The 26390-nt window shown below is 41.9% G+C and carries 22 protein-coding genes; 12 read left to right on the forward strand and 10 right to left on the reverse strand.

What is annotated here, in order from left to right; all coding sequences use genetic code 11:
* Nucleotides 1-34: 34 nt before the first annotated feature.
* Nucleotides 35-1240, forward strand: a complete 1206-nt coding sequence (locus QNI15_RS32180) for a serine hydrolase domain-containing protein (RefSeq protein WP_314035883.1) — start codon at nucleotides 35-37, stop codon at nucleotides 1238-1240.
* A 63-nt stretch (nucleotides 1241-1303) separates the two neighbouring features.
* Here QNI15_RS32180 and QNI15_RS32185 read toward each other — a convergent pair whose 3' ends face one another.
* From QNI15_RS32185 to QNI15_RS32225, 9 genes are all read right to left on the reverse strand, one after another.
* Complete coding sequence (locus QNI15_RS32185) at nucleotides 1304-2296, reverse strand: site-specific integrase (RefSeq protein ID WP_314002635.1); 993 nt, start codon at nucleotides 2294-2296, stop codon at nucleotides 1304-1306.
* 150 nt (nucleotides 2297-2446) lie between these two features.
* Nucleotides 2447-3436: a hypothetical protein gene (locus QNI15_RS32190; protein WP_314002633.1), complete on the reverse strand. Its 990-nt coding sequence runs from the start codon at nucleotides 3434-3436 to the stop codon at nucleotides 2447-2449.
* 82 nt (nucleotides 3437-3518) lie between these two features.
* Complete coding sequence (locus tag QNI15_RS32195; RefSeq protein ID WP_314002631.1) at nucleotides 3519-4145, reverse strand: helix-turn-helix domain-containing protein; 627 nt, start codon at nucleotides 4143-4145, stop codon at nucleotides 3519-3521.
* A 1047-nt stretch (nucleotides 4146-5192) separates the two neighbouring features.
* The gene (locus tag QNI15_RS32200; protein WP_314035885.1) at nucleotides 5193-6503 is read right to left on the reverse strand and encodes an amylo-alpha-1,6-glucosidase; all 1311 of its coding nucleotides are present in this window, start codon (nucleotides 6501-6503) and stop codon (nucleotides 5193-5195) included.
* A 23-nt stretch (nucleotides 6504-6526) separates the two neighbouring features.
* A complete protein-coding gene (locus tag QNI15_RS32205; RefSeq protein WP_314035887.1) occupies nucleotides 6527-9697 on the reverse strand; it encodes a GH92 family glycosyl hydrolase in 3171 nt (1056 codons plus the stop codon).
* Nucleotides 9698-9752: 55 nt separating this feature from the next.
* Nucleotides 9753-11507 (reverse strand): class I mannose-6-phosphate isomerase, encoded by a 1755-nt coding sequence (locus QNI15_RS32210; RefSeq protein ID WP_314035889.1) that lies wholly within the window; start codon nucleotides 11505-11507, stop codon nucleotides 9753-9755.
* A gap of 12 nt (nucleotides 11508-11519) precedes the next feature.
* On the reverse strand, nucleotides 11520-12467 hold the full coding sequence (locus QNI15_RS32215; RefSeq protein ID WP_314002624.1) for an ROK family protein: 948 nt from the start codon (nucleotides 12465-12467) through the stop codon (nucleotides 11520-11522).
* Nucleotides 12468-12491: 24 nt separating this feature from the next.
* Nucleotides 12492-13832, reverse strand: coding sequence for a sugar porter family MFS transporter (locus QNI15_RS32220; RefSeq protein ID WP_314002622.1), 1341 nt, complete (start codon nucleotides 13830-13832; stop codon nucleotides 12492-12494).
* Nucleotides 13833-14781: 949 nt separating this feature from the next.
* Nucleotides 14782-15963: a XylR family transcriptional regulator gene (locus QNI15_RS32225; RefSeq protein WP_314002618.1), complete on the reverse strand. Its 1182-nt coding sequence runs from the start codon at nucleotides 15961-15963 to the stop codon at nucleotides 14782-14784.
* 255 nt (nucleotides 15964-16218) lie between these two features.
* Here QNI15_RS32225 and QNI15_RS32230 point away from each other — a divergent pair, with 255 nt between their 5' ends.
* The 4 genes from QNI15_RS32230 (at nucleotide 16219) to QNI15_RS32245 (ending at nucleotide 19373) form a co-directional block, all read left to right on the forward strand.
* Nucleotides 16219-17112, forward strand: a complete 894-nt coding sequence (locus QNI15_RS32230) for a hypothetical protein (RefSeq protein ID WP_314035891.1) — start codon at nucleotides 16219-16221, stop codon at nucleotides 17110-17112.
* Nucleotides 17113-17429: 317 nt separating this feature from the next.
* Nucleotides 17430-17999: a hypothetical protein gene (locus tag QNI15_RS32235; protein ID WP_314002612.1), complete on the forward strand. Its 570-nt coding sequence runs from the start codon at nucleotides 17430-17432 to the stop codon at nucleotides 17997-17999.
* Entirely contained in the window at nucleotides 17996-18709 is a 714-nt protein-coding gene (locus tag QNI15_RS32240; protein WP_314035893.1) for a hypothetical protein, read from the forward strand. Before QNI15_RS32235 ends, QNI15_RS32240 begins: the two co-directional genes overlap by 4 nt.
* Before the next feature lie 145 nt (nucleotides 18710-18854).
* Nucleotides 18855-19373 (forward strand): hypothetical protein, encoded by a 519-nt coding sequence (locus QNI15_RS32245; RefSeq protein WP_314035895.1) that lies wholly within the window; start codon nucleotides 18855-18857, stop codon nucleotides 19371-19373.
* Between the two features lie 143 nt (nucleotides 19374-19516).
* Here QNI15_RS32245 and QNI15_RS32250 read toward each other — a convergent pair whose 3' ends face one another.
* Entirely contained in the window at nucleotides 19517-20506 is a 990-nt protein-coding gene (locus tag QNI15_RS32250; RefSeq protein WP_314035897.1) for a hypothetical protein, read from the reverse strand.
* Nucleotides 20507-20751: 245 nt separating this feature from the next.
* Here QNI15_RS32250 and QNI15_RS32255 point away from each other — a divergent pair, with 245 nt between their 5' ends.
* The 7 genes from QNI15_RS32255 (at nucleotide 20752) to QNI15_RS32285 (ending at nucleotide 25924) form a co-directional block, all read left to right on the forward strand.
* Nucleotides 20752-20964 carry a hypothetical protein gene (locus tag QNI15_RS32255; RefSeq protein WP_314035899.1) on the forward strand — a complete coding sequence of 71 codons (213 nt, stop codon included), beginning with the start codon at nucleotides 20752-20754 and terminating at the stop codon, nucleotides 20962-20964.
* A 31-nt stretch (nucleotides 20965-20995) separates the two neighbouring features.
* Nucleotides 20996-21166: a hypothetical protein gene (locus tag QNI15_RS32260; protein WP_314035901.1), complete on the forward strand. Its 171-nt coding sequence runs from the start codon at nucleotides 20996-20998 to the stop codon at nucleotides 21164-21166.
* 22 nt (nucleotides 21167-21188) lie between these two features.
* Nucleotides 21189-21824: a carboxypeptidase-like regulatory domain-containing protein gene (locus QNI15_RS32265; protein ID WP_314035903.1), complete on the forward strand. Its 636-nt coding sequence runs from the start codon at nucleotides 21189-21191 to the stop codon at nucleotides 21822-21824.
* A gap of 448 nt (nucleotides 21825-22272) precedes the next feature.
* Nucleotides 22273-22413, forward strand: coding sequence for a hypothetical protein (locus QNI15_RS32270; RefSeq protein ID WP_314035905.1), 141 nt, complete (start codon nucleotides 22273-22275; stop codon nucleotides 22411-22413).
* Between the two features lie 26 nt (nucleotides 22414-22439).
* Complete coding sequence (locus QNI15_RS32275) at nucleotides 22440-23345, forward strand: helix-turn-helix domain-containing protein (RefSeq protein WP_314035907.1); 906 nt, start codon at nucleotides 22440-22442, stop codon at nucleotides 23343-23345.
* Nucleotides 23346-24472: 1127 nt separating this feature from the next.
* Complete coding sequence (locus QNI15_RS32280) at nucleotides 24473-25426, forward strand: NADP-dependent oxidoreductase (RefSeq protein WP_314035909.1); 954 nt, start codon at nucleotides 24473-24475, stop codon at nucleotides 25424-25426.
* Nucleotides 25427-25474: 48 nt separating this feature from the next.
* Nucleotides 25475-25924, forward strand: coding sequence for an ester cyclase (locus QNI15_RS32285; protein ID WP_314035911.1), 450 nt, complete (start codon nucleotides 25475-25477; stop codon nucleotides 25922-25924).
* The last annotated feature ends 466 nt before the right edge of the window (nucleotides 25925-26390 follow it).

The following is a 26390-nucleotide window of genomic DNA, read 5'->3' on the forward strand; positions in this document are numbered from 1 at the left end:
AGCAATAATGTAAACCACAAGAAATATATAAACTATGAAACTTCTATGCAGTGTCTTCACATTTATTATTATCTTCTACTGTCAGATAGCTGTTAGCCAGCATGTAAAAAATAACGGGACTGATATAAACCCTATCGATACTATCATTAAGAATAAAATGGGTGAATCAGGAATTGTTGGGCTTAGTGCTGCGATTATCATAGATAAAAAGCTGATATGGATGAAAGGCTATGGCTATGCAGATAAAGATAATAAGGTGCCTTTTACGCCTAATACGATTATGAATATTGCTTCTATAAGCAAAACCTTTACAGGTGTTTGTTTGCTAAAAGCTGTTGAAGACAAAAAGTTATCTCTTGACGAAGACATAAATACATATCTTCCTTTTAAAGTTATCAATCCCTTTTTTCCGGATGAAAAGATAACATTGAGGAATCTGGCAACTCATACATCTTCTATTATGGATAGGGAATCTGTATATGACAGTACCTACCATTATGGAGGGGATTCTCCTGAACCTTTGGGTGAGTTTCTGAGAAGTTATTTTGACCCTACCGGAAAACGTTATACTATGGACAACTTTCTGAATAAGAAACCCGGTTCATACCGGGAGTATTCAAATATCGCTGCCGGATTAGCTGGCTACATTGTTGAGATTGTAACAGGTAAGAAGTTAAATGAGTATAGCCGACAATATATTTTCAAGCCATTAAAGATGGACAATACAGGCTGGTTTTTGTCAGAGGTTAAGTTGGAGAATCACTCAAGATTATACGATAAACAAGGGGATACCCTTAAGACTATTCCGTTGTATGGGTGCACAACCTATCCGGATGGTGGGGTACGCACTTCTGTTTCGGAGCTATCAAGATTTTTTATTGCTTTACTCAGTGATGGCGAATACAAAGGAAAGCGGATTTTGAAAAAAGAATCTGTTGAAGAGATGCAAAGATATCAGTTCACCGATTCCAATAAACCGGAAAATATAAATCCCTCCAAACTGAATTCCGGAATTTTCTGGGCTACTAAACAAAGTGGTACTAAAATCGGACATAGTGGAACAGATCCAGGTGTAAAAACAGAGATGCTTTCAGATCTTTCAAAAAAAGTAGCAGTAATACTATTTACGAATACCACACTTACTGAAAAAGACATGCTTACGTATTATTATGCCATTTACAATGAACTTTGTAAGTATGGCATACAATTAAAAGATGCTAAAAGCTCTGCAACTCCATAATTTCTCTAATTACGTTATGCAGTAATAAGAGTGGTGTTTTACAAATGAGGCTGCTGCCTATCTCTACAGTCCCAGATTCATGGCTGCGTTATATTTCTTGATATCTTCAATACGGGTATACCGACGTATCATTACCTGGGTTTTATGTTTGGTTTGTCGCATAATGGAACCATCATCTGCTCCATTTTCTTTCGCAATAGATACGAAAGACGCCCGAAGGGAGTGCGGAGAAAAGCGTTTTCCCAGGTGTTTCTGGATCACATCATAGATATTATCATCCGGTATTCGTTTCTCTGTAGGATGATCACCTTTGCGAAATGAAACAAACAAGGGACCTGTCTGTCGGTTCAGCGACTGTATCCATTTCTGAAGTGTACGAATAGGGCAAACGCTAGGATCTGGAGAATAAAAGATAGCTTTTTCTTCATAGTCACCTAACTGATTGGTTTTACTTCGTTTCAGTGAAACAATCAGGCAATCTGTACGAAAATCAAGATCTTCAATATTCAGTGACGTCAGTTCAGAACGGCGACAGGCAGAGGCGAACCCAAGTAGTAAAATGGATTTATCACGAAGGGTAAGTAATACAGAATCGTCCAGCTGGGTAACTACCTGTTTAAAAGCTGCCAGTGTAAAAGCCGGCGCTTGTTTTTGACGGATTCCTTTCTTCCGTCGGATGCCATACATCAGTGTCCGGAAGGATTTCTGATAGGCCACATACTCATAACCCTTCAATTCATGTAATTTGGCAATGGCAGAAAGTTTACGTTCGATGGTAGATACTTTTTTCTCTTCAGCCAGAAAAGTTACATAAGCAGCTAGTGTTTCAACCGCCACAGGTAAATGTGTTACACCCTGTGATTGGCACCACTGTTCAAATGCTTTGACATCACTCTTATACGCACGTGTCGTATTGGTGGCACCTTCCAAACCAAGCCTGAGATAATCAGCTGTTTTCTCTGCCCATTCTCCAGAAATATTCTCAAAGCTGTTAATTGTATCAATTACTTTTTGTTCAGAAGTTTTGGTAACAGATATATTTTTTGATTTTCCCATATGTCTATTAGTGTATCAGAGCCTGAAATAACGGAAGATAATAATAGTTGATTCATGTTATTTATCAAATGTACTATATGATTTAACTATTTCTATGAAGGCTATTTTTAAATTTTCAGAAAGCTCTTGTGTGAAAGCGGTTTGCTTTTGTTACTCGGTTGAGGAAAGGCTAGCTCCAAACTTTTTGTTTTTAGTGTCTAGTACCAGAATATATTTCAGAAAAAGTGCATTGCCTGTCATTCCGCCAATACCCATCTTCTTCATTTGCATAACCTGTGCATTGCTAACACCGTCCATATAGGTTACAGTATGGAGTGGCAATTTATTTCCAGCTATTTCTATACTGTCTTTTGTAGGTAGGGTATTGGCCGTCAAAATCTTCTCCCATGACTTTACCTGATATTGAACTGGTGTGGAGTTGGGAACAGAAAGCGATAAACTTGTTTCTTTATCTGTTAGGAGTGGATAGGCACTTGAACCGGTATCGAAATACAGAATAGTCTTTTTGTTTTTTAACAGAGCTGGTAACAAAATGCGTTTCCCTACAAAAATAAAATCAGATAAACTAAGGCCTGAAGCAATCGTTGTGGGAATACCATTACCAATAAAAATCTTTTTTGCAGGATAGTCAATTACCAGGGTCTTATTCTCAAAGACGTCAACTCCAATGGTTCCTATAATCTCTATACTATTCTTTTCTTTCCAGTGGATGGATGTTTTATCAAATTGTCTGATGGTTATTTCTTTTGCCAGTATTTTCTGCCCACCTATTCGAAATGAGAAGTTTGTTAGTTTATCTGCTGAGTCTTTTATCTGTACAGATTTAGGATATCTGGCCTGTATAGCTTTTAGTTTATTGGTATAAAATAGTGAATAAGGAGAGCCTGAATCAAACTGCATATAAAACAATTTATCACAGTGTGGGAGGTGCACAGGAATTAGCAAGGCAGTATAAGATTGTGGCTTTGACTGAAGTGTATCTGTATACCACTGAAAGTCCATTTGATAATCTTCAGCAGGTAGTATCAGTGTATTGGTAGGTGTTTGGGGTATCTGCTGAGCCAGACATACAGATACAAAGGAGTTTATGAAGTAAATGATCGTGAGTATACTGGCTCTCAGAAGTATAGTAATTTGCATATGACTTGATGGTTTATCAGATGCAAAACTACGAAGGAGGCTAATAGACGTCTACAGACATTTACACGTCATTTCCACGAAATTAGGCAATAACAGATGTTTTTGAGGAATATGAGGATGCTAAATTAAGTTTTTGTATCCGGAAAATTTGTACAAGAATAATAATAGCATTCAGTATATAACAGATGAAAAACGTCCATATAAAATCGAGCACGTAAGGACTGGCTGTGTATTTAACCTGAAGGAAGTTAAATAGAAATGTTAGTAAAAGCAGTGCATGAAAAGATATGACCCAATAAATCTGATTGAGAATTACTTTTCTGGCAAAACGAATGATGGCAGGATGTGGCTCCTTTTGTTTCTTTAAAAGAAATGATGGTACAAGAAAATGTACAAACGGGATAATCAGATAGGCAAAGCAGGAAAGACAAAGTAATCGTAGAAAATGTTTGCTCTCTTCTATGTTGGAGGAGTCCCCTTCATGCAGATCTTCTATGGGTTTTTGTGCTGGAGAATTGATTTCCAGTAATTCTTCATAGGGTATTTCCAACACAGTAGCAATGGCTTTTAGCGTGTAATTGCGGGGGATATTTTCGCCACTTTCGATACGCTGAATAGTTCGGGCTGTAACTTTTGTTAAGGAAGATAGCTCTTCCTGGGTTAGTCCTTTGCTTTTTCGGGCATTACTGATTTTGTGATGTAGGGTCATTCTAGGTTTATTTTGTTTCTTTCAGATATAAGTAGAATAGAATTTTATAATAGATGCTCACAGTTAGTTACTCTCCTATTTTCCATTTCGCTAACTAGGCTTATAAACAAAATAGCCATACTAGAAACATACTAGATATATAACCAATCGTAAGTGAAATGTTTCTGTTTCTATATGTATCATATTCTTCATGAATAGCCTGGACTGGGAAAGCTCAACTCAGAATCCATATTGACACTAAATTTATGTAACTCCCATACCAATCCAAAGCTTACTCCCTAATCTGTTCTTTAAATTGCTCTCTGCTTGAACCCAATGTATTTGTTTGCTGCTGACGCATCTGGTTCATAAAAATGAACTTAAAAGCTTTTCTCTATTGGTTTCGAAACATGGTCTAGATAGACATTTCGTCTAAATGTGACAACATGTCAGACTGAAAGATCTTAGCAATCAGGTTGTTACAATATAGAGTCTGATAATTAAATATTATCGGGTTCTATTTATCGCGATTTTCTAAACGTACCAAAGGAATTTGAAAGGCTTGAGAATCGTGTATTTGAAAACTATCTATACATTGGTTTGCTACAGTCGATTCTGGAGCCTTTCATTTGTGAACTTGTAGCATCTAATTTTTTCAAATTAGATGGCTTAGAGAGAAGGGGTTGGTTCAAACGTACTTTCATTGCTGTAAACTTAAAGGAAAACTTATTTCTTCCTGTCCTCCTGAAAAGTTCTTATCCTCACTGTCCTTCTGTAAGAATCTTGTGACAAATAGAGCTGCGTTTGGTTTATGAGAGCGAAATATACTCCAGTTGGAAAGGCCGCCGGTCTTGCGACGAGTTCCTTAAGGAGGACAGAGAGGTTGTTTTCTTAGCAGAAGGACAAAAAAGAGAAAAAAGTTAGGACCACATTGAACGGACATTCGAATTAAATCGAATGTAATGAACAATCTATCTAATATAAAACAAAGCCTACACTTCTAAAAGTATAGGCTTTGCTTACGATTTCAATCAAAATCACATCAAAAGTCTCAAATGACTCATTCTACTACTGTTTCTCTGTAACTTTTTGTTGCTCAGCCCACTCTTCCAATAGTGTGATTGCCTTATACAATACACCTGCTGATCCGCGGAAGGTGCCTGAACCCTCGGGTTTGTTTTGAGGAGTATACCATTCATAAAAGCCCTTATTTTTGACGGCCCTGTCAGCCATAGGTTTTAGCTGTTGTACTGCCTCTTCAATAAATCCATAGCGCACCAGTTGCTGAATCATTCTACCTCCAAACCAGTCCCAGTCGCCTCCGTTCTGATAGCCATAGGGATACATTCCTTTGTTTTTGAAATACCCTTGCGGATAGGGAGGATAGATTGTAAGTCCGATGGTTTTCGCTCCACTGGCTTTTACGTTTTCGATCATGTGTTGAAGGGAAGCTTTGATTTCATCTTTGGATAGCAGGTCGGCTTCTATCGCAATAGCTGTTCCTCCATGATAGTAAATACTATCTTCATTAAACTCTTTCGGAAATGGGGAGGACGTGAGATAAATATGTGGTTTGAATTTTTGCTTCTTCGCATCCCAGAGATGTTTCCTGCAGTTAGCTGCGATAGACTGACGGACAGTTTTCCAGCGTTGTTGTTTTTGTGGTAACAGGTGAATCAGATTGTCCAGGGCAATGATAAACATGGCATTGTCATAGATGTCAAGGGTATAGTGAGTCTGATCGGTAATAAATACACCCCAGTCATGTTCCGGTTGCACATCGCCCCAGTCCACTGTAGTGGCTCCATACAAAAGTCCATGTGTTGTATCCAGGCGGTGAGTCAGAAGATAATCCATCGCTGCTTCCAACCGGTCTGCAACGGTTTTGTCTCCAATTTTTGCAGTAAGAAACGTAGTATCTTTGGTAACGGTTATGAATTTATATACAGCCTGAACCAGCGAAGATTCCTGATCGGTCTCTACCGTATTTTTATGTCCGGCATAACGGGGTTCCAGATCGGAATAGATATAATCGTAGCCTCCTGCTGCTTTTTGTCTTGGAATGAATCCATCTACGATATTGCCATCTTTGCCCTGAAGCCGGAAAAACACTTCCAGATTTTCACGCAAAGCCTGTTGAGGGGATACTTTTGCGGATAGCTCAATAAAGGTGTTGTAGTCCCGTATCCACACCTCTCCATATCCGTCTCCGGCATTGAATCCGGTTTTGACTATATCCAGCGACTGCTTTTTCACTGTCGCATACGATGGATTGGCTAGGATGGAATCTGCAAGGGAATGAGTTGGAGATTGCTTTGATTGGCACGAACTAAGCAATCCAATCCCAATAAGAACCAGTAATAATATATTTTTAGACATAAGAATGTAAAGAGTAGTTAAAATTATTCAGCAACTGGCGGTGGTATAATGCCCCAGCTTTTATTGGGTTGTGGTCCCATTTCCAGTACCAGGCTTCCTCCTTTGAGGAGTTCACTGGCTGGAAACCAGCAGGCGTTTAGTTCTTTGCCATTCAGTACAGCTTTTTGAACAAACTTGTTGGTTCGGGACGCATTGTGTGCTTCAATGGTAAACGATTTTCCCCGGCCATACTGACTGCCTAAGTCAATCACTACTTTGGAATAGAGAGGGCTGCCAATTTCATAGATAGGATCAATCCGGCAACCACCATCTGTCTGGAACAATCCCAGTGCAGCCATGATAAACCAGGCGCTCATCTGACCCTGATCCTCATCTCCCAGATAGGCATTGGAAACTCCTGATCCATAATAACGATCTATTATAGAACGGCTCCACTGTTGGGTAAGCCACGGTTGTTTTACCCAGTTAAACAAAAACGCAAAATGCATCGACTGCTGATTGCCTTGTATAACCGGATAGTCCCAGTACTGATCTCCAGGTGCATTAAACCGGAGCTTTTCACTTTCTGTAAAGCCCCAGTTGAGCCTTTTGATAAATTCGTCCTGTCCGATGATCTTAGCCAGTGCAGGCACATTCTGAGGAACAAAGAACGTGAGCTGCCATGCATTGCCTTCGACGTAATGCTCATTTGCGCCAGATTTAAAGGGATCAAAGTTTGCCTGCCAGTTACCATCCGAACCTCTCAGGTGGGCATACCCTGTTTTGGGATTGATGGCATTTTGCCACCAGCTGGCGCGATCTGAAAACTGCTTATAGGGAGCTTGCTGACCGAGTGATTTGGCAAATTGTGCCACACAATAGTCATCAAAGGCGTATTCCAGTGAGTTTGAAAAACGTCCCTTATCGTAGGGAACAAACTTGTGGGTAAGATAGGGTTGCAGGTCTGCATTACCAGCTAACCCGTTTCCTACCTTTTCAGGCAGGGTAGTTTGCGTTTTAATGGTTGCAGCCAACGCCTTATTAACATCATAGTCCCGAATACCCATCTGGTAGGCACTGACCACAAGTGGAATTTCGTGTTCGGCAACCATCACCGGAATATATTCCATTCCTGCAGGTCCTTTCGCCAGCCAACCATTGGCATCGTACATTGCCAGCTGGGATTTAACCCATCGGGATGACCATTCCGGGGTAACCAGATTCCAGAACTGGTTCAGGTTCCAGAATGTATTCCAGAAGGCATCACAACCCAAGGCTACATCTTTTGGATTGGAAAACTGGCGAACTTTCTCTGTTGCATCTACCCACTGGCCATTGACATCACTCCAGGTATTGCGGCTACAGAGAGCACGATACATATTGGTATAAAACCGAACCTTTTCTCTTCTGTCGCTGGTGCTGATCTGAAGACGGGATAACAGTTCATTCCAGGTTTTCACCTGAGCCTGACGCACTGCATTAAAGTCCCATCCAAATGGCTTGACTACCTCGGTTTCCAGATTGAGCCGGGCATTTTCCAGGCTGACCAGTGAAAGAGCCGAACGAACCTGTACAACTTTGTTTTGCTCGGTGTCAAATTCGGCATAAGCTCCTGCATGGGCAGGTTTTATGCGATGGATCTGATTGGTGTTTTGTATCGAATCATTGATCCATGTACCTAGTTGTCGTATCGGTTGATCAAACTCAATGACAAAATAAATGGTATACTCCTGATCCACTCCTCCAGACCAGGCATCAGGTGTTTTCTGCTTGCTGAATCCTTCTAGGGTGTGATCATTTTTCTGTTTCACTTCCAGTTCTTCAATATGATAGGTATACTCAGCCGGAATCTGAAAGTCGACCATCACCCGAGAATCTTTCCGGTTAGGGAAGGTATAGCGCTGAAATCCGCAACGAGTTGTAGCGGTTAGTTCGGCCTGAATGTCATAATCAGTCAGATGAACTTTGTAATAACCCAAAGGGGCTTGTTCGGATGCTTTATCCATACGGGATCGATAGCCTTGTCCCGGATGTTGGGGATCGCCTACCTGTGTTTTGAGCGGACCATTGACTGGCATAATGCCAATAGCTGCCATTGTCCATTCATGAATGTGGCTAAACGAGCCAATGCTTTCAATGCTCGGGTCATAGCCTGCCTGCCATCCGGCGGGTTGATTATCAGGACTGAGCTTTACCATGCTGAAAGGCATCCAGGGGCCGGGAGCTATCATCCAGCGGGAATGGGCTGATCCCATCTGTGTGTCAACATAGTCTGCCGGAGTGATTAGGAGTTGTGCTGAACGTGCTACTTTACCTTTTAGTAGTGTTTTGCCATCCAGCTTTATTTCATACTCACTTTGTTTGTTTTGTGTCACCGCAGGCATAGGTGCTTCCAGTTGGTAACGTCCTGTCTCAATGGTCTCTTCCTGTATTTTTACCTTATCCAGCCATACACTCAGACGGGGTTTGCCTGACAGATGTTCCAGATCTATCAGCAGAGGCTGATGTGGTTTGCCGTCTTTTTCAATCTGATAGGCGGCAGGTTGTATCGTGCGGACAAACACCTGAGAGGGTTGGGTTATCTTTACATTTTGTGGCCCTTCCAGTCGTATCTGGTCAAACAATAACCAGGAGCCTTGCAGAATGGCTAAGGTGATTTCGTTGCCTGATTGAAGCCATTCGGTACGAAAAGGTACTTCCAGTGTATATTTTTTTGCACGAACCAGATTGCCTGTCAAGGAGGAATCCCCACCACCAGCAGGAAGCTGATATGTAGTAGCATGCCCATTGATACTAACCTTGAAAAGGGGAGGATTAGTAGCTGCATTGTCAAGCAGATTCAGAATCAGTTTCCAGTTACCAGTAGCAGGCTTCTGGTCGATCCCAAACAGAATACTAAGTTGCTGATACCGCACACCGGAAGTAGGACCTGTGCCACCCCATGCATCTGCCGGACCAGGCAGCGCATAGGGCCAGTCAGTAGCAGGAGAGGAGCGACCAATCAGATAGTAACGGTCTTCCCATCCAAAATCCTGGTTGAGAAATTGACTGAAACGGGAGGGTGCCAGCGCAAACTCAGTTCCCTTGCCATCCTGAGAGCCAATCTGCCAGATTACATGGGACTGTCCCCACACGTTCAGTAGTGGAAGGCAGAGAAATATCAGATAAAAAAGCCATTTCCTTCTGGCATACGAGAAGTGTTCAGCTATAGTCATTGTGGTTAATGAGTGGTAACAGATGGATGATAGTTTTCTCAGAGAAACTTACGTTTTAGGGTATCGGATTTCTCACATACGCTTTCATTGTTGCATACATGGATGAATTCCCAATAGGACGAATGGTATATTCTCCCACAGCAGCAGGGACAACAAACGTTTCTGCATAATGAACCTCAAACGGAGCAAATGCCTGTGTTGGACTTTCCACCAGTACCTGATCGCCTTCTACCAGATTCAGTACATGGACAGTACCTTGTGTATGGTGGGATACCTTAGTCGTAAACCAGTGTCTTCGTGTTTCGATAAATTCCAGTGCATGTAGTCCGGTACGTTCTTCTTTCCAGCCTTCGCCACTAGCTAGTACTTCAATCTGATCCAGAAGCTGCTGGGCTGTCCAGTGTTGATCTCGTTCCCATTGAATCACCTTGCGTCCGTGTTCGATGTGAATTGGCCGCGGTTTGCCATCGAGTCCCATTCTTCCCCAGTCCCAAAGCTTGAAAGTAAAGATATACGGAGTGGCACTGATTTCAAGTACCATGCTGTTTTTGCCAGAACAATGGATGGTCCCTGCCGGGATCAAGGCATGATCGTGTTTTTTGACAGGCCACTTGTTTACATATTCATCGGCATCAAACGGATTACCAGAATGTTGTGCTTCCTCTAAGGCGGAAATCATCCGGTCAGGGTCAACCCCTTCTTTTACCCCAAGATAGACAAAGGCATCGGGTTTGGCATCCAGAAAGTAATAGCTTTCATCCTGCGTATAAGGCATTGAAAAGTGTTCGTGAATATATTCCCGGGTAGGATGGACCTGAAGACTTAGGTTGCCTCCATCCATGGTATCGAGCATGTCAAACCGGATTGGAAACTCCTCTCCAAAAACAGCATGTACATGCTCTCCAAGTAAAGCTTGGGCATGCAGAAAAACCAGATTGATAGCAGGTGTTTCCAGTGAGATGTCTCCAAAAGCCAGAAGCAGGCTGTTTTCCTCCGGTACACAGTCAAAACCCCAGGCAAAGTTAACTACAGAGCTATCCAGACCCATCACCTCTTTCATCCACTGCCCTCCCCATGGACCCGGATCAAAGAACGGTACAGGGCGAAAGGGTTGTTGTACCAACTGTGAAAGACCTTCTAAATACGTTGCCCCGGATACCATTTTCGGAATCTCTGCCTGTGTGGTATCCAGGTAGTAATCCAGGCGATTAAATAGTGCCTTTTTGTGCAGATCGAGTACCCGCCAGTCAATGAAGTAACTTTGTTTATACAATCGGGAAAATGCTTCCTGAGCATTGTCTACTCCCAGGTTGCTTACCTTCTTTTGCCGCATCCGCAGTTGGATCTCCCAGCGTGGCATATCCAGATACAGCAACAGATCTGGTTGTGGCACTAAATACGAAGCTCCCTCTCCATACACAATTACCAGTCCTGTCCGGATAGCCTGAATTTGTGCCTGAATAGCTGATACTTTCTCTTCCTCAAAGAAATCCTTGATTGTTAGATTGGTAATTCTACCAAACACAGGGTCATCGGTTAAGTCCGGATAGACCATTTGCCTGCATTGCTCTACGGATTTAAAGGCATCCGTACTTTTAAAAAAGGCAGTATGTGGCAAAGACCGAAAGGCGCTTTCTGCTTCTGTATTATTGACACCCTGATAGGTATCCACAACAAGGATCACCCGTTGTTTTTGCAGTGCCTCCAACTGATTGGTGAGTGCAGCTAAAATAGCAGGCCAGCCAATAATAACCTGTTGAGAATCTGCAGAGACAGTTGTTTTAGGAAATTTATCGTAATGAGATGACATAACGCCAAAAGATTAATGAGTATAGCTGGTTAGTAAATAGTCCATTCCTAGCAAAGCCGCAAACTCAATCTGTTCTGCAGCGACAATGGAGACATTATTGTTTTTACTCCAGCTGTGTTTTTGCTCCATGTGTTTTACATAAGGGATTATGATTTCACTGTTATGCATGATGCCACCGCCAACAATCACTTTTTCAGGATCATAGGCATGAATCAGATTGATAATCCCCAGTGCCCAGGCCTTCAGGCTATGATGCACTAGTTTATTGGCAAGTGAATCGCCTATTTTAGCTTGTTGAAACAAGGTTTGGAAGTTTATCTCTTCCTGTCTGGCTAATGTACTGGATGGGAAAACCGGCGAACTTTCGACCAGATCCTTTAGTGCCCAACCAGAACTTTCGGTTTCCAGACAACCAATATTTCCACAGTTGCACACACGACCATCCAGGTTAATGGTCATATGTCCACCCAGATTGCCCGCCAGGTAATTTCTGCCCCGGACCAGCCGTCCATCCATGATAACGGCTGACCCAAACCCAGTACCCAAGGTAATCAGCACCAAATCATTGGATGATTTGCCTGCTCCATATTGCCACTCTCCTACCAGGGCTGCCCGTGCATCATTCTCAATAGCCAGAGGGATATTCCAGTGGGTTACAGCCCAGTCTGTAAGATCGATATCTTTGGCATTGGGATATTTGACATAGTCAGACAGAATACGTTTGTTTGGACTGTCTACAATACCCGGAAAGGCAATGCCTATCCCATAGGGTACTATGGATGTCTGACGAATCAGATCATTGATTACCGGTACCAGTTCGTTGAGAATGCTTTCGAGACTGGCACGGGAGGAGGCGGGTTGTTTGTGAACCGTTACGATTTTTCCCTGGTGCACAATACCAATCTTAAGGGTAGTGCCTCCCATGTCAATGGTTATCGCTGCTTTGGAATTTGGTGTCATGGACAAAAAAATAGGTAGCTACAATTACTTCCACTGTTGTTCTATCTCTTCCAGTGTCAGATTCTTTGTTTCAGGAATGTTTTTCAATGTGAATAAGAAGAGCACAATAGAATTGCCCATAAAGATCCAGAACAGATAAGCTCCTCCTACACTATCCAGCAGGATAGGAGTAAATTGTGTAATAAGAAGCACTCCTACCCATACCATGCCTGTAGCGACAGACATCGCCACGCCCCGTGTTTGGGTAGGGAAAATCTCTGAAATAATAATCCAGGGAATGGGTCCGAGTGAAGAGGCAAAACAGGCGATATAGGCCAATATGGCAATCAACAACCAGGGGCCTGAAAGAAGAGAGAAGTAAAAGCAGTACCCAACTACTCCCAGGCAGATTGTCATACCTGCCACACCCCAGAGGAGCAGTTTTCTACGTCCCTGCCAGTCGACCAGCCAGAGGGCCACAATGGTAAAGATGGTATTGATAATGCCAATCAGAAAGGTTTGCATGAAGGCTGAGTCAGCCGAAAAGCCTATGCGTTTGAAAATTTCCGGGGCAAAATAGATGATGGCATTGATTCCGGTAATCTGAGAAAACAAGGCCAGCACAACGCCGATACTCAGGGCTTTCCGAAGTCCGGGTGCAAACAAGTCGCTAAATGTTCCTGTCTTTTTCTCCAGAGACTCCCGGATTTGTTCACGGATAGACTCTGCCTGTTGTGTACCATTGACGGCCTTGAGAATGTCTAGTGCCTGTCCGATCTTACCCTGCTTGATAAGCCAGCGTGGACTTTCCGGAACAAAGAACAAGAGTATGCCAAACAGAATGGCCGGAATCGTTTCAGACCCTAGCATGATCCGCCAGCCGGTTTGTGTATTCCATGCCTGATCACCCATAGCCGCAATCTGCATGTTTACATAGTAAATCAGGTTAATTCCAATCACGATGGCAAGCTGATACAAGGTTACCAGTCTGCCTCGTATATGAGGAGGGGCAATTTCGGCAATATATAATGGCGAAAGCATAGAGGCTGCTCCAATGGCTATCCCACCTACAAAGCGGGCCAGAATAAAGAGAGACAGACTGTTGGGCAATGCCGTTGCAATCCCTGAAATGGTAAATAGAAATGCTGTCAGCAGCAGAGCTTTTTTACGGCCAAACTGATCACTCAGATAGCCTGCGAAAGCTACACCCGCCACACATCCCCAGATGGCACTACTGGCTACCCAGCCAACCATGGTGGGCGAAAGATCAAACCGGGCTTGTAAAAAACCGATAGCACCCGCGATTACAGCTGTATCATATCCGAAGAGCAGTCCGCCAAGAGCTGCTACCAGACATACTCTGAGAACAAAAAGAGAATTAGCCATTGTGCAATAATTCCTGATAAGTATAGTCAGTACCTGAGAGCCTTCTATTCAGACTTTGTCAGGTTTGTGTTGAGTTGTAAAGATGGAGGGGTTTTTCAGAAAAGAACCTGCATTTTGCGTTTATAAGCTGTCCGATTGCGAATGGATTATTTGAATAGGAAATGGGAGAATGAAAAGAATGTTTTTTATTATTTTAGATTTGATTGCTATTTCAGATTCCCAATCTTTCACTTTTTTTTCCTACCTATATTTGTTCATATCCCTTGCATTCTTCTTCTATTGACCTCTGCTTACTTGCTTCCAGATTTGGTTTATAGTCCAGAACATATCTCTCCCTACCACCTGTTACTTTTTTTGCTTGCCCAAAAATAGGGGCACCAAATGAGAATTTGGTGAGCCAGCCTGTGTGTTTGCAAAAAAAGGGCACTTTCTGCCGAACCTCCCCCGCACAAAGCCGTGGGCTTTCCTCGCGGCAGAAAGATGGCCAACGCACAGATACAACCTTTCGCGTTGCAAGAAATCATAGCTCTATTTGTACCATTTAAAAAAGATAAGTGTATATCACTTCTACTACACTCAGACAGCACATGATACAAAGAAAATAGTGGTCACTTCAATCATGGAAGGTCGTATAGGTGCGTTGGGTTTCCTTTTCCCGCGAGGTTGGCCCTTGGCCTGTGGGTGGGAGGATCGGGAAAAGGTGCCCTTTTTTGCTTCGTTTTTTGGGCAAGCAAAAAATGAAGAAGCTTGTGGAAGAGAAAAGTAAGTGACAATAGACAAACTCTGGGAGAGCAAATAAATGAAGTGGCCAGTGGAAGAGATAATAATCAAATTCAGGTAAAGCAAACAAAAAGAGTGATGTAAGGGATAATAAATAAACTTAGGGAGGAAGCAAACAAAATGGATACAAATAATCAAACTAGATGCAAGGTAAAACCCTCACAGGGTACTAGTGTAAAGGAACCGCATTACCAGACTGGTATTTCTTTCGATACTCAAGAGGACTATACCCTGTAGCCTGCCTGAAATAGCGGGTGATATTATCTGGATTTTCAAAATCCATTTCATAGGCAATCTGCTGAATCGTCAGCGTTGACTCAGAGAGTAGATACTTAATCCGGTTAATACGGACCAGGCGAATCTGATCAAGAATGGACGTATTAAGCTGGGACTTGAATTTCTTTTCCAGAATCCGTCGGGAGTGGTGGGTTACGGCAATTACATCTTCCACCCGAATATTTTTAAAAGGCGCATTCTCACCAATGAAGGACAGGGCTAACCGAATCTGAGGATCGTCGATAGCCAGTGAACTGGTTGATTGACGGACTACTACCGTCTTGGGAGGAATGATAAAATCTGCTACCGGAGGGTGGTTGGTATCCAGCCAGTGCAACATACCTTCTGCTACCTGATATCCTGCCTGAAATGCATTCTGGTCTATGCTGGATAGGGTCGGTTGCATCATCTCACAAAGCAACTGGTCATCGTCTACTCCCAGAAGAGCCAGCTCATCGGGTATACTCAGATTGACTTTTCGGGCTGCTTCCAGTAAGTGGATGTTGAGTTCATCTGTAGCCGAAAAGACAGCACACGGTTTGGGGAGTTGCTGTGCCCATTGGCCAAGATTAGATGGCAGATCCTCCCAGCTCATTTGCTGGCTATCAAACAGGAACGTTTCGGCTTGGAGTGAGCAGGCTTGCAGGGATTGTATAAATGCTTGTTGCCGCTCTATAGACCATTGAAACTCTTTGAATCCTACGAAGGCCAGGTGTTTGTATCCTTTCTCCACAAAATAGCGGGCTGCGAGTTCACCTATCGCTTTGTTATCTGCCCACAGATTGATGCAATCGGGATAGGTTTGGGTATGAGGAGAAATAATAAGAGGAACCTGAAAAGATTGTAACTGATCCATTCCGGCAGTTTCCCGTGCTATGATTCCATCTGGATGCCAGTGTTGCAGGCGGGTCCACAGCTTATCCGAGTCGGCTGGCTGGATATAGGTAGGTGAATAAAAGAAGAAAGTAAACTTGTCGTATAGTTTATTAAAATGCGTGATGCCTTTGAGAACATCTCTGTCGTAGGCTCTGGACGTATCTAACAGTACAGCGATTCGATAACGTTGGGGTGTCAAGGTCTCCGTATTTTTCTTCTTTTCTGCTGTAAGTATAGAAAGAATTATTCAATTCTCTGAAAAAAAGGAGATTTGTGGAGTTGAAACCATAATCTGATGGCCTTTCCAGTTTCTTTGTTTTACAGATTCTCATGCGACTATTTCAAATTTGAATAGTATTTTGTAAATACGTCAACAGATAAATGCTGTAAACGTACAAACCTCTTGCTATAAGAGGATGAAACGTATACTATTACCGGCAACCAGACAATCTTGATGAAACTGACTAAACGACATGTGAAATTTACTTCAGACTGGTTTAGCTATTGGGTATTTTGCTATTCTAAGTCTCTTTATTGTGGTATGCTGACTCGTCGATCATTTGTATACACCTTCGCCTTATTTATTTTTTCTGTTAGAGGCATTATGGGTCAGCCTGGACCTGTTCACTTTCTGACAATTAAACAATTTTGTGATTCTAAGGGAGAAATAATCTTCTTTTTTGCCATACCAAATGAAAAAGGATACAAAAATGTAAATCATTCTATTCTTAGTACAAAAGGTTATTCACTTAAGGCATATCGCTTGATGAGAAAACAATCAAAATCTGCTATTATACATGATGTGGAAAGAAAAAAGATAAAAAAACATATTTTATATGGGAGACAAAACGACATCTGGTTTGATATTCTGAAACAATACAAGGAGTATATGAGAAGTGACACAGTATTAGCCAGAAAATTTGCCAACTATAGTAAACTTGCCACTTACCTGGAGACTCGTGCTTACCAGCATGCCCGTGATACCGTATTAAAAATCCAAGCTCCAGACAATCTAAAAACATGTAGCACAATAAACGATCTATATACTTTCCTGCTATCTGAAGAGCTTCAATCCCTAAACTTCGTATATGGAAGATCTCTATTTACACTTCTGCTTGAGTTCAAAAATAGCCATACAAAAGAAGTCATGTATCTGCTGATAAAAGATATATATAGAAACGAGATAGATGAAGTGTGTTTCCAGCCTGGATATTATGTGATTAACGCTCGTAAAATTAGTAAAGAAAATATCACCCCCACCGATTGGCAGAAGATACGAGTTAGAGAAGATATGAAAGGAATAAGTGAAAAGCGTATGACAAAACGTTATATGAGATATTTATATTAAATTATCTTCCGTCTCACTTTTTCATACCCTCTCAGAGTGACCTGTGTAGTTATATTTTCCATATGTTCTTAAAATACCGTTCATAGTTACCCGGATCTCTCCTCTCGATGGTATGTGCTGGAATCACAAACCTATAAAACCACCTGCTCTACTGTTTTGCCAAATCGATGGATTTGATTGTTTACTTTTTTGTGATAATATTCACCTGAAAGTCATATTGACACTAAACGCAAGCTTAAGTTACTTGTTAGGTAGGAGAGCTGTGAGGCTTTCTATAGTAATAAAACAATACTTCAGCATTTCTATACCACACAGCTATGAGCTTATTTTCTGGATTTGAAACAGATTTTAAAATTACTAATGTCTTCCCTCAAGGGAGAGTACTTCTGTATATTCTTGTTGGATATGGCCTGTGCCAGACTATTTTTTACTTCTCTACTGGATTTTGGCAATCCATAAACGCCTATGCCGGGCTTGGACTTACTTTTGCCATTGCCATTTCAACCATGCTTTCTGAAACCAGGCTCCGCATTGTACTCTTTTTATCTTTAAGTACACTGCTTTACTTCCTAATGGTGCGGCTGGCCTTAGTACAAGCCTATTTCTCTGCAAACCTTTTTTTTGTGGTTCTGGCCTCTGTTAGTGGGGCTATTTTAGAAACACTCCTTTTCTGTACCTTATTTCAGTGTTTAGGCTATCTTAGCTATCTTGACATTTTTTTTGTTCTGCTATGTGCTGCGCTGGCAATTTATGTTCTGACATTTGTCACTTTTCCGGGTAAAGAAGAGTTTGTGGGGATATTAATCTGGCAACTGGCTGTGGGATATATATTTACCAGGATCTATACCAGAAAGATAGCTACCCAAAAGCCTTCTGAGCATCCATGAATAAGAAGTTATCTCCTGCAAGGCTCCTCTTTATCCTGGCTTTTTTTGCATGTGCAGCAATCGTATATGTATGGATCGTTTTTTCAAACACGGAAGCAGAAATTCTGGCTGGCAACATCCGATATAGCCATGAATGTGGATGGATTACACAGGATCATGCTATTCCGGATGGCCCAAGACAGTTGTTAAGAACTATTTATCAGCAAAACGCAACCCGAAAAGACAGTTTTGACATCACCTACAGGCAGACTATGAAGTATTCCTTTTTAGGAAAAAGGCTGATTGCCGAAGCTGCCTCCACCTATCGTTTGGCAACAGGAATGAGCAAAGAACAAACAGACGCTGCTACACTTTTGATCCTCATGGATGTGTCAGAGCAGTTTGAGGATATGCAGGGTAGCTTTCCTTATAAGCTCATCAGTGAAGGATCTTCCTTCCGGAAAGGAGATCTCACGGGCAATTTGCTTGCCTACTACAAAGCCCTCTATTCGGAACCGCCAGATACTGTAACTTCTTCACTTACCTGGCAGGCTCCAGATGCTGCACTACACCGATGGCAACATGAGTCTTCACAAAAACAGGAGAGGTTTATTCCTATACAAAAAGATAGTCTCTCCCGGTGTTTTCTGTGGAGTTTAGTAGCTCAGGCACAGAGCTTGAACCTATCTCCCAAGCTTATAAACCGGAAAAGAGATCTTTATTTTGAGTAGATAGGGTAATGTGTTTTGATTAACGACTAACTCGGATACGTTTTTATTCAGTTAATACTAGAACTCAGTGTGTTAAAAATGGTTAAGAATTCTTTGGGTTTGTGGTGGTTAACTACCTTGCAGAGGCATTCATATTTCAGTTTCTATGAGAATACTATACTGGCTTCCACTTCTGTTACCCTTTACCGCTTTTGCTCAACTGGGAGTGTGTAACCTGGATAGTCTGGTTGAAAAACATCCCTACCGAAGGGAAATCGAAAAGCAGGTTCTCCTTAAGTCCCGTTCGTTCAAAGACTCAGCCATGGCTTATGGCAATAAATTGTATAACTATAGAGAAAAACATTATTATACCACTCTGGCAGAAGCTCGTAGGGAATCGGATAGCTTAAATGCCATTCAGGAAAGGATGCAACAGTTTATGGATAGCATTTCAAATGAAATTCCCGCATTTCGCCAACGAAAAATAAACCAACTACGGGCCGATATTCGTCTGGATTGTTATACCTATGCCAGTTATCGGGGCATCTTTTTATTTCAGCAGAAAGGAGTAGTATATACCAGTCCGGATGTAAAAGACTATACGAATGAGTTAGTGAATTTTCTGCAGGATAAGTATTTGTATACTCTTGTTAACGGTCGTCTGCAACGGATGGGAGTTCCGTAACTATTTGATCTGTATGAAGGCTAGTATTCGTACTATAATTGCCATGACGAGAGTAACTAGCGACTCATTAGTGATTTGTATAAACGTTAATGAGTTGGTTCTTTGAAGTATTTACTCCAAAGAACCGGATTGTAAAATCAATTTTATTGGCAGGTTATATTGTAAGTAGTGGTGAAAAGGGTGGTCTGACCATTTAATGTATATTTCCAAACCTTCTTTGTAGGATATCCCTGATCGTTATATTCATACTCATATACATTTGATAAATCTTCTTCGAGTGTGTTATCCGGAAAAGTGGAGTCATACCTAATATCCTTTGTGATGTTATGTATGTTTCCACCATACAAGCTAGCAGGATGCCCTTTAGGAGTAGGTGTTAAAATATTTTGTATATTTTTTTTAGTATCATATTCATATACACTATAAGAACGCAACTGATTATTGTAATGATGCTCTCTTCTTACTAATTCCCCGTCGGCATTGTAGTGATAGATATCCTTATTACCATCTCCCGAAGACCTGGATATGACTAATCCCTGCTCATCTGTTTCAAAAGTATATTTATCAATTTTAACTGGAAATGAATCTGTTTCCCGATATTGAATAGATGAAGTTAACTTTCCATTTGTATATTGGCTCAGAACTGAATCTCTATAGCTACTGGTACTACCATCCGTAAAAACATTCTTTCCTTTCCATACAAAACGTAGTATTTGACCATCCGTATTATAGCTGTATTCGTTTGTATACTGACTGGAAGCTGATTCAAAGACAGTATTGAACCTGGAGAGTTTACCTTGTGCGTAGGTATAGGTAATTACCTCAAGACTTTCGTTTTTGCCTTCCGTAACTGTTTTTTGCTCGGTTAGAAAGCCTTCCGAATTATATGTATATGTGGTAACTGCAATAGAACCGGCTGAATATGTACTATGTATCTTTATCAGCAAGCCCTGGCTGTTATACTCATATTTGCTGGTAGTTGTGTCTGTGGAACCATTCGGGTTTAGTGTGATAGATTGGGTGTCATTAATCCGGCAGGTTTTATCAGCAATAGGAGTTGGATCAGTGTCCGGTTGACAGGAGGAAATCAGTAAAAGACTTGCAAATAGGTAGGGAAGCAATTGTTTTAACATAGTGATGTAAAAAGATAACAGATGATATGGTTAGCTAGTGGCGAATATAAGAGTAAAATCTGACAAAGAAATTCTACACTTATCGTCTTATTTAGTTAATTCAGGTCTATAGCATAGGTAATATGATACTGTAAAGAAAATAGGAAAGTAGGAATACTTTGTTCTTTGAAACTAATTTTAGAAAGTGTGTGGTTCTACTTTTCCTTCCATTCTCTTGCGTATTTTTGGACAAACTGCTACCAACAATGAAAAAAGACCAAATTGACAGGGACATTAAAGCAGGTAAGTTGTCTAGTAAAGAGTTTCAACTGGATACGTTCAGAGCGGTCATTGTGCTAAGTTGGCTTTTTGTACTTACAGTGGCGGCTGTAGCTATTGTTGTATGGGATTGGCTTCATTCTAAACAGACAGCTTATCAGACAATGTATTCACAAGCTTGGCTGGAAGCTTACTCATGAGAATACCTATGTCCTGGTTGCCTATACCAGTGTGTGGTCTCGCTTGCTGGAGCAACAGATTGTAGTATTGCTTGAAGATGAGCATATTCATGTGAATGTAAAGCATATTGGGACTTCACGAGGCAGGTTTCCGTATCTGTTTGGCTTAAATCAAAGACGAATCAATCAATTTATGGAAAAAATAAAGGAAAAGCATCTATGATATAGTAACACGCATTGGAAAAATGAAAAAAATATACATTTTGTTTGGGTTGCTCATGCTTGTGTCCTGTAAACCATTGGAGAGTCGGATTGTAGGAAGATATTGGCACTATGCAGACTTTGAATTTCATACTAAAATTACGCTGCATCCAGACCATCGGTTTGTATTTGAGGGGCAGGAGGGATTACAATTTCTGAAAACTCAGGGAAGCTGGGAAGTAAAAGGGCGTCAATTGATTTTAAACTCTGATCCGGAGTTGTTTCTTTCCAGAGAATCTACAGTAGTAGAACAGGGTAACAGTGCAACCAAAACTTTTTCTGTGAGAGTTCTTGACCAGGATGCGGCTGCACTGCCGGGAGCCTCTATTCAGATGACTCATCAGGGACAGATAACAGGCAGGGCTGGCGACACTAGTGGAGAAGGTCTTTTTCCATTGGCTGATTATGATAGTTTACAGGTCAGTTTTATAGGGTATAAAGAGCTGACGGTGAAACTTCCCGATACGACGATTAACTCCATTACCGTACAATTAGCACTGGATGATCTGCAAGGGTCAGTCAAGTTTAAGAATGAAAAGTGGCAGGTGAAATCTGGGAGCTTATTTGATCCCAGATTCAAAAGCAGAAAGTGGAAGAATAGGTATAAGAAAGTAAACTAATGGTATTTGGACTCGAATATTCCACGCAAGTCAGGCTTTAGCTTATCCTGATCAACACCTTGAACCAATACAGGGTCCAAAATACCATCTAAAGAAATACTATGTACTTTTCTCTCAGAGACCAAGCGTAACTCTTTTTGTCACAGGATTCTTTCAGAAGGACAGAAAGGAAGAAGAGTGTTGGAAGGATAAGAAAGAGAGTTATTCTTTTTGTGGGGCCTTTATTTGCAAAATCCTTTTCCAGAAAAGATATGCGACTTTATAAGCACAGCCCTAGTTACAGGCCAGACTACCTATTCTTTGATTTTAACCATTAATGCTTTGACTTTGACTATTCTGTCTCACTACGAAAGAATACTTTTGTAATCAAAAACAATTATAGGTTAACTCGGTGTCTCCCGACTCTACCTTAACGGATTTATTTCTGGAATGCAAGTCGGAGGAATCTATGAGAGTCATTTCTGCCATCAGTGCTTGTAATCGGTTGAGTATTTCTGCTGCTATTGACTGTGTGATTGCTTTGCCTGTAAGCGATGAAGCAAACCAGGTAGGCGGGCAAACTATTGGAGCCATTAGGGAAATGGTATAACTTTATAACCTTGACAGATAGTTAGTATGGAAAAAGTGGAATCGCTGGAAGCCTTCTATCGGCAAAAGTTAGGGTTCTGGCCAAGCGAAAATGTACATAGCATCGGACATTTTAATGTCTTTGGGATGGAAGATTATTCAGGGCCCAAACCTCCTTATCCGATGCCATACAGTCGGAAGGATTTTTTTAAAATAGCCCTTATTTATGGACCCAATACAGTAGACTATGTGGATCAGACTTTTCATGTGCAACACAACATGTTGATGTTTGCCAATCCCTTGGTTCCCTACCGATGGACACCTGCTGATGAAAAGCCCAGGGGGGTATTTTGCCTGTTTACAGATACGTTCTTTAAAGGACATGGAAGCCTGAAGGAGTATCCTTTGTATCAGCCGGGTGGTACACCTATTTTAGACCTTACCAATGAAGAAGCTGCTACTGTCAGAGCTATTTTTGATAAGATGTTTGAAGAGATACGTTCAGATTTTAGCTTTAAATACGATGTGTTACGCACATTAACACTTGAACTTATCTTCACTGCCTTAAAACTGAGGCCTGCCCTGTCGGAGGTAGTTAAAACTGGCCAGTCCAATGCCTCCGAAAGGATAGCTACTCTCTTTCTGGAATTGCTGGAAAGGCAGTTTCCGATTGAAAGTCCTCTACAGCAGATACATCTTAAGTTTCCGGGAGAATTTGCGGAACAGTTGCATGTACATAGTAATCACTTAAACAAAGCACTCAAGGAGATTACCGGAAAAACCACCAGCCAGCTTATTTCTGAACGGATTGCGACAGAGGCAAGGGCGTTATTAAAGCATACAAACTGGAATATTGCAGAAATTTCCTGGTGTCTGGGATTTGAAGATCCGTCTAACTTTATCAAATTTTTTAAGAAAAATACTACGACTACTCCTAAGCATTTTCGGGAATAGATATACATTCGGAAATTACTCTTTTTGCTTGCGTGTATTCAGAGCTGGTTTAAAGTTCCTTTCTTCACTCTTCCTGTAGCCTCTTCATTTTTTGCTTGCTTGTAACCAAAGTTGGTCTATAGTCCAGAACATTTCTCTCCCTACCACCTGTTACTTTTTTTGCTTGCCCAAAAATAGGGGTACCAAATGAGAATTTGGTGAGCCAGCCTGTGTGTTTGCAAAAAAAGGGCACTTTTTGCCGAACCTCCCCCCGCACAAAGCCATGGGCTTTCCTCGCGGCAAAAAGAAGGCCAGCGCACAGCTACAACCTTTCGCGTTTAAAGGCAACCTTGCTCTCTTTGTAAGTCCTTGATTTCTGTCGTTGGTGTTATAATCAACCTGGAGAAGAAAGAAAAAACACTCTTCCTGTTCTTCCGAAAAGCTCGGCTTTCCTCCTTGTCCTTCTGAAAGAATCTCTTCTTGAAATGATTACCCTCTGTCCTTCTCGAAGAATCTTTTGACAAATAGAGTGATCTCTGGTTTCTAGGCGAAGATTACCTCCAAAAGTAAAGGCCGCTGGTCTTGTTACAAGATTCTTTCTGAAGGACAGGAAGGGATGAACCTTCTAAGAAGACAAAGGTGTGCTGATTGGCAACGTGTCACGCATTGGTGTGAATCGACCTGCTTGGGGCAAACCCTATATGTGAATTTCCGACCTGTAGGGGCAGGGCTTGCCCTGCCCAGATTCCCCGCCGAATGATTGGGATTTATCCGAACCGACGCCTGGCTCTCTTTGTCCCAACGCAACGGACGTTGCTTTCAAATTGGGTCCGAACGGACGTTCGAACCAGCGCTTTTATTTTCGAACCAGTTCCATTTTCCCTGAAAACCTCATTTCCAGAAAAGCTATAAGACAGGATAAGGACAAGAGGTCGTTTAGGGACGGATTTAGCTAGTAACTGACCTGTTTTTTGTTGAACAAGGCTGGTGTTTAAACAGCCTGTATGTCATTGGATAGAGCCTCTTCACCGAACTTTTACTTTACTACAAATGGGGTGTTTGATATATACCATTTTTGGTTTGATTCAACCCATTCCAGGTCATGACGCGCCTGTACCTTTGTAGGGTAAACATTAACTGGTAAACACATGAAAAGTTACATTTTGAAATCAAATGGTGGAATTGAAAACCTGGTTGAAAGTTCGGATAGCATTCCTGACTTACAGCCTGACGAAGTGCTTATCAAAACGAAAGCGATTGGATTAAATCCCATTGATAGTGCAGTGAGGCAGTATCCTCACATGCTGGAGATGATTACCCAGCCCAATATTCCCGATAAAGTAATATTGGGCTGGGACGTGACCGGGGTAATCGAGAAAGTGGGATCACAGGTTACAGCCTTTCGGGAAGGGGATGCCGTATATGGCTTGCTCAATATGCCCGGTCTGGGACGTACCAATGCAACCTATGTGGCTGCCTCCTCAACGCATATTGCCTTAAAACCAGCCGAACTCACCTTTGCTCAGGCGGCAGCTGTACCGATGGCTGCGCTTACAGCGTATCAGGCAGTGCTACAGGCACAGATTACACCAGGAGAGCGAGTTTTAGTGCATGGCGCTTCCGGTGGGGTGGGGCATTTTGCTGTCCAGATAGCCAAACAACTGGGAGCCTGTGTGATAGGAACCAGTTCTGCAAAAAATAAAGCATTTGTTGAAAGCCTGGGTGTAGATGAATGGATTGACTACCAGGCCAGACCTTTTGAAGAGGTAGTTGCCAAAGTAGATGTCGTGATAGATACTGTCAATTCGGTTGAGCACATATGCAGGTCTATCAGCGTGCTTACTACAGGAGGGCGTCTGGTTTACCTGCAACCGCATTTTGAAAGCCAACTGGAGGATGCACTGGCAAAAGCCAGCGTACGTGGATACGGGATCTTTGTCAATTCTTCCGGTGAGAACCTGACTAAAATTTCCGAACTGATTGAAAAGGGCTTTGTCAGGCCTCATGTATCTCAGGAATTTTCATTCAGCCAATTGCCGCAGGCGCATCTTGCTCTGGAAGCTGGACAGACACCTGGGAAAATTGTTGTCAGAGTTGATTAATCATCCCATATACTTATCAACTATATATAATTAAACACTAAAATTACTATGAAAGACTATCAAACAGAAGGCCTGGTACGAGGTATTAGTCCTGAAGAACGCAATACCATCCATTCCTTTTATAATCTATTTGCAACAAGAGATTTTACGCTGCTGGATCAGATTCTGGCTACTGACTGGGAAGATATTCCATTAGCTCCCGGACAGCAGGCAGGGGCAGCAGGATTCAAAGATCTGGTCCTGCATTTTACAGCTATGTTTCCTGATATCATGATTACCATTCTGGATATTGTGGGTGCAGAAGGGAAAGTGGGAGTAAGAGCCCAACTGTCATTTACCCATACGCATGAATTTATGGGCATGCAGGCATCTAACAAAAAGGTTGTCATTGCGCTGCATGAATTTCATTATCTGGAAAAAGGAAAGATTGTAAAAACATGGCATCTGGAAGACTGGATGAGCATGTTATTTCAAACAGGCTCATGGCCTGTCCAGTAGCTTATACGATATACAACGATCTGAAAAGTAAAGTAGCCCTGATAATCAGGGCTACCAAAGGCATAGGCTTCAAAGGCAGATTTGAATTAGGTTCTTGAAGAACTAAAGATACATGTGCTGCGATTTTGCCCATTTTGAGGAGGGTAGCTAGTGGTCTTATCGTGTCCCATAACCTTTCCAGAAATGGAGGTTTAAAGAGAGAGCACTGGTTCGAATAGAAAGACGCTGGTTCGAACGTCCGTTCGGACCCAATTTGAAAGCAACGTCCGTTGCGTTGGGACAAATTGAGCCAAGTCCAGGTTTGTGATACTACTCAAACAGGGCTTTACCCACCAATGCGTATGCGCCCGACCAAGTACATATTGAAATGCGGTAAAATAGGTTTTAGCTTTGAAACATGAATAGTTTAGAAGCCAAACGAGAAAAAATGCTGTCGCTGGTAGAAGCCTGGCGAAGTAGTGGTCAA

The sequence above is a fragment of the Xanthocytophaga flava genome, from assembly GCF_030068545.1.
Classification (GTDB): domain Bacteria; phylum Bacteroidota; class Bacteroidia; order Cytophagales; family 172606-1; genus Xanthocytophaga; species Xanthocytophaga flava.

What these genes read in the sequence shown, in the direction of transcription:
- QNI15_RS32180 (WP_314035883.1), top strand. Translation starts at nt 35, where the DNA reads ATGAAACTTCTATGCAGTGTCTTCACATTTATTATTATCTTCTACTGT.
- QNI15_RS32285 (WP_314035911.1), top strand. Translation starts at nt 25,475, where the DNA reads ATGAAAGACTATCAAACAGAAGGCCTGGTACGAGGTATTAGTCCTGAA.
- QNI15_RS32190 (WP_314002633.1), bottom strand. Translation starts at nt 3,436, where the DNA reads ATGCAAATTACTATACTTCTGAGAGCCAGTATACTCACGATCATTTAC.
- QNI15_RS32215 (WP_314002624.1), bottom strand. Translation starts at nt 12,467, where the DNA reads ATGACACCAAATTCCAAAGCAGCGATAACCATTGACATGGGAGGCACT.
- QNI15_RS32235 (WP_314002612.1), top strand. Translation starts at nt 17,430, where the DNA reads ATGAGCTTATTTTCTGGATTTGAAACAGATTTTAAAATTACTAATGTC.
- QNI15_RS32230 (WP_314035891.1), top strand. Translation starts at nt 16,219, where the DNA reads ATGAAACTGACTAAACGACATGTGAAATTTACTTCAGACTGGTTTAGC.
- QNI15_RS32255 (WP_314035899.1), top strand. Translation starts at nt 20,752, where the DNA reads ATGAAAAAAGACCAAATTGACAGGGACATTAAAGCAGGTAAGTTGTCT.
- QNI15_RS32265 (WP_314035903.1), top strand. Translation starts at nt 21,189, where the DNA reads ATGAAAAAAATATACATTTTGTTTGGGTTGCTCATGCTTGTGTCCTGT.
- QNI15_RS32275 (WP_314035907.1), top strand. Translation starts at nt 22,440, where the DNA reads ATGGAAAAAGTGGAATCGCTGGAAGCCTTCTATCGGCAAAAGTTAGGG.
- QNI15_RS32280 (WP_314035909.1), top strand. Translation starts at nt 24,473, where the DNA reads ATGAAAAGTTACATTTTGAAATCAAATGGTGGAATTGAAAACCTGGTT.
- QNI15_RS32195 (WP_314002631.1), bottom strand. Translation starts at nt 4,145, where the DNA reads ATGACCCTACATCACAAAATCAGTAATGCCCGAAAAAGCAAAGGACTA.
- QNI15_RS32185 (WP_314002635.1), bottom strand. Translation starts at nt 2,296, where the DNA reads ATGGGAAAATCAAAAAATATATCTGTTACCAAAACTTCTGAACAAAAA.
- QNI15_RS32270 (WP_314035905.1), top strand. Translation starts at nt 22,273, where the DNA reads ATGAGAGTCATTTCTGCCATCAGTGCTTGTAATCGGTTGAGTATTTCT.
- QNI15_RS32210 (WP_314035889.1), bottom strand. Translation starts at nt 11,507, where the DNA reads ATGTCATCTCATTACGATAAATTTCCTAAAACAACTGTCTCTGCAGAT.
- QNI15_RS32245 (WP_314035895.1), top strand. Translation starts at nt 18,855, where the DNA reads ATGAGAATACTATACTGGCTTCCACTTCTGTTACCCTTTACCGCTTTT.
- QNI15_RS32240 (WP_314035893.1), top strand. Translation starts at nt 17,996, where the DNA reads ATGAATAAGAAGTTATCTCCTGCAAGGCTCCTCTTTATCCTGGCTTTT.
- QNI15_RS32250 (WP_314035897.1), bottom strand. Translation starts at nt 20,506, where the DNA reads ATGTTAAAACAATTGCTTCCCTACCTATTTGCAAGTCTTTTACTGATT.
- QNI15_RS32220 (WP_314002622.1), bottom strand. Translation starts at nt 13,832, where the DNA reads ATGGCTAATTCTCTTTTTGTTCTCAGAGTATGTCTGGTAGCAGCTCTT.
- QNI15_RS32205 (WP_314035887.1), bottom strand. Translation starts at nt 9,697, where the DNA reads ATGACTATAGCTGAACACTTCTCGTATGCCAGAAGGAAATGGCTTTTT.
- QNI15_RS32200 (WP_314035885.1), bottom strand. Translation starts at nt 6,503, where the DNA reads ATGTCTAAAAATATATTATTACTGGTTCTTATTGGGATTGGATTGCTT.